This is a genomic window from Kitasatospora sp. NPDC085879, assembly GCF_040686255.1.
Classification (GTDB): Bacteria; Actinomycetota; Actinomycetes; order Streptomycetales; family Streptomycetaceae; genus Kitasatospora.
The window spans coordinates 1-12,275 of sequence record NZ_JBFBJZ010000123.1; the positions used below are offsets into that span (position 1 = coordinate 1).

The 12,275-nt window shown below is 73.4% G+C and carries 11 protein-coding genes; 7 read left to right on the plus strand and 4 right to left on the minus strand.

The features are described from left to right. Nucleotides 1–111: 111 nt before the first annotated feature. The 3 genes from AB0P35_RS39865 to ilvA all read right to left on the minus strand — a co-directional run bounded on the left by AB0P35_RS39865 (nucleotide 112) and on the right by ilvA (nucleotide 3,352). The gene (locus AB0P35_RS39865) at nucleotides 112–972 is read right to left on the minus strand and encodes an ABC transporter permease (RefSeq protein ID WP_363521067.1); all 861 of its coding nucleotides are present in this window, start codon (nucleotides 970–972) and stop codon (nucleotides 112–114) included. Between the two features lies 1 nt (nucleotide 973). Then, a complete protein-coding gene (locus tag AB0P35_RS39870; protein ID WP_363521069.1) occupies nucleotides 974–1,978 on the minus strand; it encodes an ATP-binding cassette domain-containing protein in 1,005 nt (334 codons plus the stop codon). A 162-nt stretch (nucleotides 1,979–2,140) separates the two neighbouring features. Then, nucleotides 2,141–3,352, minus strand: a complete 1,212-nt coding sequence (gene ilvA / locus AB0P35_RS39875; protein ID WP_363521072.1) for a threonine ammonia-lyase — start codon at nucleotides 3,350–3,352, stop codon at nucleotides 2,141–2,143. Nucleotides 3,353–3,475: 123 nt separating this feature from the next. On the opposite strand from ilvA, the gene AB0P35_RS39880 reads away from it, so the two are divergent. Then, nucleotides 3,476–3,949 (plus strand): MarR family transcriptional regulator, encoded by a 474-nt coding sequence (locus tag AB0P35_RS39880; RefSeq protein ID WP_095873386.1) that lies wholly within the window; start codon nucleotides 3,476–3,478, stop codon nucleotides 3,947–3,949. 18 nt (nucleotides 3,950–3,967) lie between these two features. Here the strand turns inward: AB0P35_RS39880 and AB0P35_RS39885 are convergent, their stop codons facing one another. After that, complete coding sequence (locus AB0P35_RS39885; RefSeq protein WP_095873387.1) at nucleotides 3,968–5,122, minus strand: cystathionine gamma-synthase; 1,155 nt, start codon at nucleotides 5,120–5,122, stop codon at nucleotides 3,968–3,970. 231 nt (nucleotides 5,123–5,353) lie between these two features. On the opposite strand from AB0P35_RS39885, the gene AB0P35_RS39890 reads away from it, so the two are divergent. From AB0P35_RS39890 to AB0P35_RS39915, 6 genes are all read left to right on the plus strand, one after another. Beyond that, entirely contained in the window at nucleotides 5,354–7,018 is a 1,665-nt protein-coding gene (locus AB0P35_RS39890) for a M48 family metalloprotease (protein WP_363521076.1), read from the plus strand. 58 nt (nucleotides 7,019–7,076) lie between these two features. Continuing rightward, nucleotides 7,077–8,255 carry a hypothetical protein gene (locus AB0P35_RS39895; protein ID WP_363521079.1) on the plus strand — a complete coding sequence of 393 codons (1,179 nt, stop codon included), beginning with the start codon at nucleotides 7,077–7,079 and terminating at the stop codon, nucleotides 8,253–8,255. A 12-nt stretch (nucleotides 8,256–8,267) separates the two neighbouring features. Beyond that, the gene (locus AB0P35_RS39900) at nucleotides 8,268–8,948 is read left to right on the plus strand and encodes a hypothetical protein (protein WP_363521082.1); all 681 of its coding nucleotides are present in this window, start codon (nucleotides 8,268–8,270) and stop codon (nucleotides 8,946–8,948) included. Then, nucleotides 8,945–10,006 (plus strand): nucleotidyl transferase AbiEii/AbiGii toxin family protein, encoded by a 1,062-nt coding sequence (locus AB0P35_RS39905; protein ID WP_363521084.1) that lies wholly within the window; start codon nucleotides 8,945–8,947, stop codon nucleotides 10,004–10,006. The genes AB0P35_RS39900 and AB0P35_RS39905 overlap by 4 nt, the downstream gene beginning before the upstream one ends. Nucleotides 10,007–10,047: 41 nt before the next feature. Continuing rightward, complete coding sequence (msrA, locus tag AB0P35_RS39910) at nucleotides 10,048–10,752, plus strand: peptide-methionine (S)-S-oxide reductase MsrA (protein WP_363521087.1); 705 nt, start codon at nucleotides 10,048–10,050, stop codon at nucleotides 10,750–10,752. A gap of 78 nt (nucleotides 10,753–10,830) precedes the next feature. Continuing rightward, nucleotides 10,831–11,199 carry a DUF4304 domain-containing protein gene (locus tag AB0P35_RS39915; protein ID WP_363521089.1) on the plus strand — a complete coding sequence of 123 codons (369 nt, stop codon included), beginning with the start codon at nucleotides 10,831–10,833 and terminating at the stop codon, nucleotides 11,197–11,199. Nucleotides 11,200–12,275: the final 1,076 nt, after the last annotated feature.

The window sequence follows — 12,275 nt, forward strand, 5'->3', positions numbered from 1 at the left end:
GGTTTTTATTTTCACGGCCCCCCCCCCCCCGGGGGGCCCCCCCCCCCCCCCCCCCGGGGGGCCCCCCCCCCCCCGCGCGCCCCCCGCCCCTCTGCTGTGTCCGCCCGCGGGTCAGCCGGCCGCGGAGCGGTACTTGCGGACCGACAGCCAGGAGAACACGGCCGTGATCACCAGCGACCAGACGATCGACACCGGCACGGCGTGCTGCATCGGCCAGGCGTCGTCGACCGGGCCGACCTGGTTGCCGAACAGGTCGCGGCAGGCCTGGACGGTCGCCGAGAACGGGTTCCAGTAGGCGATCGGCTGGAGCCAGTCCGGCATCGAGCTGATCGGCACGAAGGCGTTGGAGATGAAGGTCAGCGGGAACAGCCAGATCAGGCCCGCCGAGGTGGCCGCCTCGGGGCTGCGGACCGACAGGCCGATCAGCGCGCCGATCCAGGAGAAGGCGTAGCCCAGCAGGAGCAGCAGCCCGAACGCGCCGAGGGCCTCCCAGAAGCCCTCGTGGATGCGCCAGCCGACCAGCAGCGCGACCAGGGCGAGCACCAGCAGGATGAAGGCGGTCTGCACCAGGTCGGCGAGGGTCCGGCCGACCAGGACGGCCGAGCGGGTCATCGGCAGCGAGCGGAAGCGGTCGACCAGGCCCTTGGTCATGTCCTCCGCGATGCCGGCCGAGGCGCCGGCGACCGCGAAGGTGACGGTCTGCGCGAAGATGCCGGCCATCAGGAACTGGATGTAGGCGTCCTGGCTGGCCTGGGTGCCCGGGATCTGGATCTCGCCGCCCATCACGTACGAGAAGAGCAGCACGAACATCACCGGCTGCATCAGCCCGAAGACCACGATCTCCGGGATGCGGAGCATCCGGCGCAGGTTGCGGCGGGCGATGACCCAGGAGTCGTGCAGGATCGCGGCGACGCCGGCGCGCTGGCGCGGCACGGCCTGGCCGATGGCGTGCTCGGTGGTGGTGGTCGCCATCTCAGCTCTCCTTCCCGTGGCCGCGGCGGCCCCTGGGCTGCTGCTGCCCGTCGCCGTTCTCCTCGGCCTCGGTGGCGTGGCCGGTGAGCGACAGGAAGACGTCGTCGAGGGTGGGGCGGCGCAGGCCGATGTCGTCGATCTCGATCGACCGGGTGTCGAGCTCCCGGATGACGTCGGCGAGCACCTTGGAGCCGCCGCTGACCGGGACGGTGATCCGCCGGGTGTTGCGCTCCACGGCCGGCTCGCCCCTGGCGTACGGGGTGAGCGCGGCGAGGGCCTCGGCGACCTCGTCCTTGCGGTGCACGACGAGTTCGATCCGCTCGCCGCCGATCTGCGCCTTGAGTTCGTCGGCGGTGCCGCGGGCGATCACCCGGCCGTGGTCGACCACCGCGATGTCGTGGGCGAGGCGGTCGGCCTCCTCCAGGTACTGGGTGGTGAGGAGCAGGGTGGTGCCCTGGTCGACGAGGGTCTCGATGACCTCCCACAGGGCGAGGCGGTTGCGCGGGTCGAGGCCGGTGGTCGGCTCGTCGAGGAACATCACCGGCGGGCGGACGACCAGCGCGGCGGCGAGGTCGAGACGGCGGCGCATGCCGCCGGAGTAGGTCTTGGCGGTGCGGTCGGCGGCCTCGGAGAGGTTGAACCACTCCAGCAGCTCCCGTGCGCGGGCCTTCGCGTCGCGGGCGCTCATCTGGTAGAGCTCGCCGACCATCTGGAGGTTCTCGCGGCCGGTGAGGTACTCGTCGACCGCGGCGTACTGGCCGGAGAGGCCGATCAGGCTGCGGACCCGGTTGGGGTGGGCGAGCACGTCCACGCCGGCCACCGCGGCACGGCCGGAGTCGGGGCGGAGCAGGGTGGTGAGCACCCGCACGGTGGTGGTCTTGCCCGCGCCGTTGGGGCCGAGCAGGCCCAGCACGGTGCCCTCGGGGACGTCCAGGCTGACGCCGTCGAGGGCGCGGACGTCACCGAAGGTCTTGACCAGGTTCTCGGCTTGGATGGCTGGCGCCATGGCCTGCCTCATCTCCTGTTTGTCCGGTATGTCGTCTGATCGTCACACAGGTGCCCGGCCGGGCAGATCCCGAATCTCGCGATGTATCGCGAGAGGATTGCATCTTGCGATATATCGCGTCAAGGGTCGGGGGGCGCGCGTCCCCGCGCGCGCCGGCCGGTCCTACTGGGAAACCACGTACCCCGCGGCGCGCAGCTCACCGGTCACCACCGCGCAGTGTTCCGGCCCCTTGGTCTCCAGGTGCAGGTCCACCTCGACCTCGGCCAGCCCCAGCCGGGGGTCGATCCGCACGTGCGCCACGTCCAGCACATTGGCGTCCACCCTGGTGAGCACCGCCAGCAGGTCGGCCAGCGACCCCGGCCGGTCCGCCAGCCGCACCCGCAGCGAGAGGTAGCGGCCGGCCGCCGCCAGGCCGTGCCGCAGCACCCGCATCATCAGCTGCGGGTCGATGTTGCCGCCGGACAGCACCGCCACCACCGGGCCCTCGAAGGACTCCGGCTGCTCCAGCAGGGCCGCGATCGGGCTCGCCCCGGCCGGTTCCACGACGAGCTTGAGCCGCTCCAGGCCGACCAGCAGCGCCCGCGACAGCGCGTCCTCGGAGACCGTGCGGACCCCGTCGGCCAGCGTGTTCACCACCTCGAACGGGATGTCGCCGGGCCGGCCCACCATGATCCCGTCCGCCATCGTGCCGATCCGGGGCAGCGTCACCGGGTGCCCGGCCGCCAGCGAGGGCGGGTACGCGGCGGCGCCCGCCGCCTGCACCCCGACCACCCGCACGTCCGGCCGCAGCGGCTTCACGGCCGCCGCGATCCCGGCGATCAGCCCGCCGCCGCCCACCCCGACCACGATGGTGCGCACCTCCGGGCACTGCTCCAGGATCTCCAGGCCCACCGTGGCCTGGCCGGTCACCACGTCCCAGTGGTCGAAGGGGTGGATGAACACCGCGCCGGTCGCCTCCGACCAGCGCTGCGCCGCCCGCAGCGCCTCGTCCACGGTGGCGCCGTGCAGCCGCACCTGGGCGCCGTAGTCGCGGGTCGCCGCCACCTTGGGCAGCGGGGCCCCGGTCGGCATGAAGACGGTGGCGGGCACGCCGAGCAGCGAGGCGGCCAGTGCCACACCCTGGGCGTGGTTTCCGGCACTGGCGGCGACCACCCCGCCGGCCTTCTGCACCGGGGTCAGCCCGGCGATCCGCACGTAGGCGCCGCGCAGCTTGAACGAGCCGGTGCGCTGCAGGTTCTCGCACTTGAGGTGGACGGGCGAGCCCACCAGCGCGGACAGGTACCGGCTGCTCTCCATCGGCGTCACCCGGGCGATCCCGGCCAGCATCTTCTGGGCACCGCGGACGTCGTCGAGGGTGATCGGCCAGCTCTGCATGCCGATCAGCGTACGGCCGCGGGCAGCCCCCGACCGGCAGCGCCGGGCCTGTTCCCGGGTCGGGCCGGCGCGCGTACGCTGCTGGCTCCGAGCACCCGTACCGCTTCTGGAACGTGAGCCGCGATGACGACCCCCTCGCCCCCGGCCGCCCCCGGCAACGACCCCCTCCACACCCAACTCCACTACCAGGTAGCGGTGTTCGCCCGACGGCTGGAGCAGGCCCGGCACGGCGCGGTCGGCTCGCTGGACCGCGCCGCCTACCTGCTGCTGGACGAGCTGCAGCGGCACGGCCCGGCCAGCGTGAAGACCCTCGCGGAGGCGCTCGGCGTCGACTCCTCCACCGTCACCCGGCAGGCCGCGCCGCTCGTCGAGGCGGACCTGGTCGGCCGGGTCCCGTACCCGGCCGACCGGCGTGCCGTACATCTCGCGCTGACCCCGCTCGGCGGCCGGAGGCTCGCCGAAGTCCGGGCCGGGCGCGAGGAGTTGATGCGCCGCCTGACGGCGGACTGGCCCACCGACGAGCAGCGGGCCTTCTGCGCCCTGCTGGCCCGCTTCAACGACTCACTGGAGTCGTACTCGGCGGGCCTGCGGCCCTGACCGGGCCGCCGCAGGGACTCAGCCCAGCGCCTGCCGCAGGTCGGCGAGCAGGTCCTCGACCGACTCGATGCCGACCGAGATCCGCACCAGGTCGGCCGGCACCTCCAGCGCCGAACCCACCACCGAGGCGTGCGTCATCCGGCCCGGGTGCTCGATCAGCGACTCCACGCCGCCCAGCGACTCGCCGAGGGTGAACAGCTGCGCCCGGTTGCAGACCTCGACCGCCGCCTCCTCGCCGCCGTGCACGCGGAAGGAGACCATGCCGCCGAAGGCCTTCATCTGCTTCGCGGCGATGTCGTGGCCGGGGTGCTCGGGCAGACCCGGGTACAGCACCTGGCTGACCTTCGGGTGGCCGGCCAGCAGCTCGGCGACCTTCTCGGCGTTGGCGCTGTGCCGGTCCATCCGGACACCCAGCGTCTTGATGCCGCGCAGCACCAGCCAGGCATCGAACGGGCCGGAGACGGCGCCCATCGCGTTCTGGTGGTACGCGACCTCCTCGCCGAGGCCGGCGTCCGCCAGCACCAGCGCGCCGCCGACGACGTCGGAGTGGCCGCCCATGTACTTGGTGGTGGAGTGCACCACGGCGTCCGCGCCGAGCGCGATCGGCTGCTGCAGGTACGGGCTGGCGAAGGTGTTGTCCACCACCAGCAGCGCACCGGCGCCGTGCGCCACCTCGGCGAGCGCGGTCAGGTCGGTGATGCCCAGCAGCGGGTTGGAGGGCGTCTCCACCCACACCGCGCGGGTGTTCGGGCGCAGCTGGGCGCGGACGTCCGCCAGGTCCTGGGTGTTGGCGACGGAGAACTCCACGCCCCACCGGGTCAGGACCTTCGCGAACAGCCGGAACGTGCCGCCGTAGGCGTCGTTCGGGATCACGATGTGGTCGCCCGGCTTGAGGATCGTGCGCAGCAGGGTGTCCTCGGCGGCGAGGCCGGAGGCGAAGGCGAGGCCGCGGGCGCCGCCCTCCAGTGCCGCGAGGCACTCCTCGAGCGCGGTTCTGGTCGGGTTGGCGGAACGGCTGTACTCGTACCCGCCCCGCAGGCCGCCCACCCCGTCCTGCTTGTACGTGGACACCTGGTAGATCGGCGTGACGACGGCCCCGGTCTGGGGGTCTGCTTCCTGACCCGCGTGGATGGCGAGGGTCTCGAAGCCCTGGGGAAGCTGGTGCTCGGTCATGCCCTGAGCCTAGTCCGCGGGGGCTCACCCGCACGGGCTGAGCGTGTGCCCCGTGCGGCGGGGCGGACCGGGCGGCCCCTGCGAGGCCCGGGCGGGCGCCGGTGACGGCGGCCCGGCGTACCCGGCCCGGCCTGCGAAATCCCTTCGCCTGCGGCCCGTCCGACCGCTACGATCGCGCGTCCGCACACCCGATCGAGACATCCGATCGCCGTCCCCGGGGGGAACCGAACCGTGGGCACGACCCCGCAACCCGCCGCCGCCAGTACCGCAGGGCGCGCCGCCCTGGCCGTCGCCCTGCTGGCCGGCTTCTACCTGCTCGCCGCGGCCATCGTGCTCGGCCTGCTCGGCCTCGACATCGCGCTGTACTCCGGTCTCGGCCACGTCAGCGCCGGTCTGCTGAAGATCTGGGCACTCACCGCCGTGGTCGCCTACCCGGTGCTGCGGGTGGTCTTCCTGACCCGCCGTCCGCGCGGCGAGACCGACGGCGGACTGCCCGTCACCCGCGAGCAGCAGCCCGGGCTGTGGGCCCGCGTCGACCGGATCGCCGAGCTCACCGGGGTCCGCGGCCCCGCCGAGATCCGCCTCGTGCCCGATGTCAACGCCGGCGTCCGCGAGGACACCCGGCTGCTCGGCCTGATCCCCGGCAGGCGCCACCTGGTGATCGGCGCCCCGCTGCTGATCGGCCTCACCGAGGACGAGCTCGACTCCGTCCTCGCGCACGAGTTCGGCCACTACAGCAACCGCGACGTCCGGCTGGCCGGCGTCACCGTCGCCGGGCGCAGCGCGATCCTGCACACCATCGGCACCCTCCACCAGCGGGCCGACCGGCACCAGGCCGAGCAGGCCGCGGAGATCGCCGCGAAGGACGCCCGGCGGCTCGCCAAGGGCAGGACGGCCTCCGGCGAGGAGGCCGGAGGCGGCGTCCAGCGCGCCCTGGCCAAGGTCTTCACCCTGTACGCCAAGCTCTACTTCCGGGTCTCCGAGGCGGTGAGCCGCCGTCAGGAGTACGCCGCCGACCGGACGGCCGCGGCCATCGCCGGCCGGTCCGCCACCGCCGCCGCGCTGCGCCGCATCCCCGCCCTGGACGCCGCCCAGGGCTTCTACCTGGACCGCTACGCCACCCTCGGCTGGGACGCCGGCGCGCTGCCGCTGCCCGGCCAGTTCTACGGCGGCCTCGCCCACCTGCTCGCCGACCCGAAGCGCCGCCGCGAGCTCGACGAGCTCGGCCTGCCCGAGACCGAGGCCGACCCCTACGACTCGCACCCGCCGATCGACCGGCGGATCGCCGCCGTCGAGGCCCTGCCCGACGACGGCCGCACCACCGGCGAGGGCGGGCCCGCCCTCGCCCTGCTGCGCGACCCCGAGCTCACTCTGGCCGCCCTGGAGGCCGCCACCCTCGTCCCCGAGGCCGCGGCCAAGCAGCGCCTCGACTGGCCCGAGCTCCTGCGGGCCGCCGGCCTGGCCGGGGCCCACGAGGCCGCCGGGCCGGTCCGCCGGGCCCTCGCCGACAGCGGTCTGCCGCCCACCCTGGACGCCCTGCTCGACGCCGTCGACGCGGGCCGCGGCTTCGACCTCGCCGCCCGGCTGCCGCGCAGCGAGCAGCCCGCCGCCGCGACGGGCCGGGCCGCCCGCGAGTTCCTGCGCCCGGTGCTGCGCACCGCGCTCTCCCGGACGGCCGTGGCCGCCCTCGCCGAGGCCGGCCTCGCACGCTGGGAGTTCTCCTGGTCCGAGCCGGCCGAACTGCGGCTGCCCGGCGGCCGGGAGGACGAGCTGCCCGCCGCGCTGGACGCCGCCGTCACCGACACCCCGGACACCGGCCCGCTGCGCGCCCTGCTCGCCGGGGCCGGCCTGGCGCCGTCCGTGCCCGCCGCCTCCGCCGACCCGCTGCGGAAGTAGCCCTCCTCTCCCCGCCCGTGGCCCCCGCCGATCCGACCGCAAGGACCGCCCCCGCCCCATGGCCCGCCTCATCCTGCTGATCCCCGTACTGATCTTCGTCCTCGCCAAGCTGGTCACCTGGTTCGCCAACCGGCGCACCGCCGAGCTGAACCGGAAGATCGCCGACGCCCGCAGCGGCGCCGCCCACCTCGACCCGACCGCCTTCGGGCTGCCCGCCCGGGCCGACCTCGACGCCTCCCGCAGCACCGCCCCGGACGCATCGGACGAGGCCGCCGAGCGCGCCGCGGCCGCCGCCGAGGCCGGGGACTGGCGGCCGTTCGCCGCCCACCTCGCGGAGGCCGGTGACGACCACGAGCTGCGGCACCTGCGCATCCGCGACCTCGCCGAACGCGCCGCCGACGAGGACGGCTGGCTGCGGGCCTGGCGCGCCGAGCAGCCGGACTCCCCGGACGCCGCGATCGTCCACGCCACCGCCCTGGTCGGCCTCGCCTGGAACGTCCGCAGCTCACTGCGGGCCTCGGAGGTCAGCCGCGAGCAGTTCGCCTCCTTCCACCGGATCCTGGGCGAGGCCGAGGAGGCCTTCGACCGGGCCGCCGAACTCGCCCCCGAGGACCCGGCCCCGTGGGCCGAACGGATCCCGGTCGCGATGGGCCTCGGCTGGAGCCACGAGCGGTTCGACGCGGTGTGGCAGGAGGTCGTGCGTCGCTCGCCGCACCTCTTCACCGCGCACCTCAACGCCCTGCAGTACTGGTGTGCCAAGTGGCGCGGCTCGCACGAGCTGATGACGGACTTCGCCGGGCGCGCCGCCGCCGCGGCGCCCCCGGAGAGCCTGCTCGCCGGCCTGCCGCTGCTCGCGCTGCACGAGCTGGAGATCACCCAGGACACCTACGCGGCCTGGCGCACGCCCGAGGCCCGGGCCGCCGCGGACCGGCTGCTCGCCGCCCTGCAGACGGTGCCCGCCGACGACCACCGCGTCCCCCGGATGCGGCACCTGCTCGCCTACGCGCTCACCTTCGACGAGCGGTACGCCGAGGCCGTCGAGCAGTTCCGGCTGGCCGGCCGGTACATCGGCTGCCAGCCGTGGTCCTACAGCAGCGACCGGGTCGCCCGGTTCTGCGAGGTCCGCAACCGCGCCCTGGTCGGCTGGGAGAAGGCCGGCCGCCCCACCGCGCCGAACCGCTCCGCCGCAGCGAGCGCCGCCGGCAGCGCGGTCGGCGGCACTGTCGGCAGCGGCTGACAGGATGCCCGGGTGCCCAACGCCCGTACCCAGGTCCGCCCCGGCTTCCGGGGCGACTTCGAGATCCATCTGACCGTCGCGCCGCCGCAGGCCCGGGCGCTCGCCGCCTGGGCCGCGGAGCACGGCCTCAAGGTCGTCGACATCGAGCTGTCCCGCGGGGCCGTCCCGCGGCAGCCGATGCTCACCCTCACCACCGCCGGCACCCTCGCCGAGGCCCGGTTGCTCGCCGACCGGACGGCCTCGGCGGCGGGCGCCGCCGGGTTCGACGTCCTGCGCACCAAGATCGAGGCGGCGCCCTGGACGGACGGCGTCCCCGCCGACGACGAGCAGGCCCGGGCGCTCGGCCCGGCCTTCTACTTCGAACACCACGTCAAACTGCTGCTGGACGAGGACCCCGGGCCCGCGCTGGCCGCCCTCGCCGAGCGGCACGACGCCCACCTCTCCCGCAACGCCCGCCGCGCCCGGCCCGACGGGCAGCTCGAATGGTTCGTCACCCAGCGCTGCCGCCTGGTCGGCAGCGCCACCGCCGGCCGCCGGCTCGACGCCCTGCTCGCCGCCCTGGACGGCCACCGGATCGCCTCCGTGGAGCGCGAGTTCGCCGTCCTCGACACCGCCGAGGCACTGGACGCCGGCTGGATCACCGAGACCGCCGCCCCGGCCGCCCCGGCCGCCGACGAAAGGCCCACCCGATGACCGGATCCTGGCAGAACCTCGGCTACGGCCCCTGGAGCGAACAGCTCAGCCTGCCCCACGCGGCACCCACCGACACCGAACTCGCCGGCCTCGAACTCCCGCGCTCGATCCGGCCGGTGGCCGGCGAGGGCGTCGTCCAGCGGCCGGTCTTCGACCCCTCGCTGCTCGGCTACGTCAAGGCGATGCGGGCCGGCGACCCGGAGTTTTCCGACCCCGCCGCCGGTGCCCGCTGGTACGCCGCCCGGCGCGAGGCCCTCGACACCGTGCTCGCCGCCGTCGCCGCCTCCCCCTGGGCGGACCACCTCGTGCTGCGCGGCTCCGTGCTGCTCACCGCCTGGTACGGCGCGGCCGCCCGCGAGCCCGGCGACCTCGACTTCGTCGTCACCCCCGCCGACTGGGAGCTCGAAGACCCGCGCACCGACGGCCTCCTCACCGGGCTGGCGGCCGCCGCCGAGTCGCTCTCCGGCGGTGTCCGGCTGCATGCCGACCGGGCCGTCCACGACGAGATCTGGACGTACGACCGCGTCCCCGGACGGCGCCTCGTCCTGCCGTGGACGGCCGACGGCCTGCCCGAGGGCACCGTCCAGCTCGACTTCGTCTTCACCGAACCGCTGCCCGCCGAGCCCGTCCGCACCGCCGTCCCCCGGCTCGCCGGCACCGGCGCACCCGCCGAGCTGCGCACCGCCGACCGCGAACTCTCGCTCGCCTGGAAGATCGTCTGGCTGGTCACCGACGGCTTCGCCCAGGGCAAGGACCTCTACGACGCCGTGCTGCTCGCCGAGTCCGTCCCGCTCCGCTACGAGCTGCTCCGCGACGTCTTCCTCAGCACGGGCGACGAGTGGTGGGGCACCCGGGCGGTCGTCGCCGAGGACATCGCCGAGCCGCTGGAGTGCGTCGAGTGGGACGAGTTCCGCAAGGAGCACCCGCAGGTCGGCACCGCCGAGGAGTACGCCGCGCGGCTGCTCGCCGCCCTCGCCCCCACCTTCGGCGGGCGCAGCGATGACGAACTCCTTACGGCCTGGGCCCGGACGGAATCCGACGGCCCCGGCCCGCGTTGAACCCACCGCACACCCGACCCGCCGGACACCTGGAGCAGGCCTTGCTGTTCAACCGCCACAAGAGCGCTCTCGTCACCGCCGACCAGGCGCTGCCCGGCCGCACCACCCCGCCGTTCACCCTCACCGACCTGCACACCGTCCTCGGCACCCCGCTCGCCGGCCCCTACCCGGAGGGCCTGGCGACCGCCGACTTCGGCCTCGGCTGCTTCTGGGGCGCGGAGCGCGCCTTCTGGCAGCTCCCGGGTGTCTGGACGACCCTGGTCGGCTACCAGGGCGGGCACACCGAGAACCCGACCTACGAGGAGGTCTGCAGCGGCCTCACCGGGCACACCGAGGCCGTCCGCGTCGTCTACGACCCGGCCCGGATCTCCTACGAGACGCTGCTGAAGACCTTCTGGGAGGCCCACGACCCGACCCAGGGCTTCCGCCAGGGCAACGACGTCGGCACCCAGTACCGCTCGGCGGTCTACACCCACTCCCCCGCCCAGCAGGCCGCCGCCGAAGCCTCCCGCGACGCCTTCCAGCCCGAGCTCACCACCCTCGGCTTCGGCCCGATCACCACCGAGATCGCCCCCGCCGGCCCGTTCTACGCCGCCGAGCCCTACCACCAGCAGTACCTCTCCGAGGCCAAGAACCCCAACGGCTACTGCGGCCTCGGCGGCACGAGCGCGACGCTTAGTGACCCGTCCACCGGCTGGGGCGCCTCGTGCCCGATCGGCGTCGCCAAGACCAAGACGGATGACTGACGAGGAGGCGGTAACGGCTCAGGAGCTGTACCGGGCGATGCTGCGCGACAGCATCGCCCCGCGGCTACGGGTCCTCGGCTGTCCGGGCAGCGCTTCGAGCTGCCGGACGCGGAGGCCTGGGTGCAGCTGGGCTTCCAGGGTTCCCGCTTCAACTCCGCGGACTCCCTGGATTTCACGGTCAACGTCTCGGTGATCGACCGCCGGGCATGGGAGGCCTACCGGGCCGACCGGCCCGGACTCCCGGCCAGGCCCAACCCGGTCGTCCACTACGACCGCCGCTTCGATCCGGTCCGCATCGGCTACCTGCTCGCGGCTGGCCGCGATACCTGGTGGAACATCTCCACCGACCGGCCCCGCGACCGCATCGACTGGACGGCCAACGGCGTCGTCGCCGCAGTGACCGACTGCGCCATGCCCGAAATCCGCCGCCGCCTCGACAAGACATGAGCCGACCTGCCCATCGGGCGGGTCGGCTCCGGGGCACCACCCTGATGGCCGATCACATCCACTCTGGATCTTGATCGCGCCGGGGTGCGGGGGCGGCATGGGCGTTGCAGCCTGGTGTTATGGCACAGCCGCCGGTGGTCGCGCATCTGCGGTGCAAGGATTGGTCGTCGGGTTGAGATCCGCGGCCAGGCCGCGGGGCGCACTCGGTGTAGACCCTGCCACCGCCGGGTTGCTGCCGCGGGGTGCATTCATCAAGCGGGGCGAATGAAGCCTATGACCGGAAAAGAAATTCTTGAGTCCATCATTCCGCTCTTGGTGCCGTTAACGACTGCCGCAGTGGGCGCCTTGGGTCTCGTCATTAGAGATCGCCGTAGCGGAAAGAGCCTAGATTATCAACTGCGGCACCAAGTCGAAGTGGGCCAGGCGGAGGTGCAATTCATCCACGCGTGGATACAGGCTCGCCAGCTGCTGGGACCATTAGGCCAGGATTCCCGTCCTGCCCAAGAGTGGCTGGACAGATGCTACGCGTCGGTTGAAGCTGCCCAACGGCAGGTGGCACCCCCGAAGCGGGAAAACCTCCTACGTCGGCTCTTCCTGCTGCGCTCGCTTCATGGAGTGCCTGCCAATCTATGGCGTCTCGTCTTTTGGCTGCTGTTCCTGTGTTGCAACCTTTTTACGTTCTGGTTCGTAGATTCATTGGTGGGGTGGGCGCGCGGGGCGCCAGATGCAGCTTACCTAGCCGGCGGGGAGGCGTTGTTCTTGGTTATCTTTGGAGCGGGCGCAGCAACCGCGAGAGCAGCGTCCCTCTGGTGCGACAAGAAACACAATAATTCGCCAATGACGCCACGCGGGTCTCATCGTGAGCGGCCTACTCGCGAGAGCGAACGGCCAGTCGAGATGCCGGACAGGCTCACCCGGACTCCTCGTATCTGAAGCTTCATACCAGTCGACTGCCGGCCACCCCACTGATGCGCTGGACCACCTAGTAGGGCTTGGTCAGGTTCGTTTGGGTGTGGGTATGTTGCGGTGGCAGGTCGGGCAGTGGCCGGCCCAAGTGGCGAGGACCAACTGCAGCT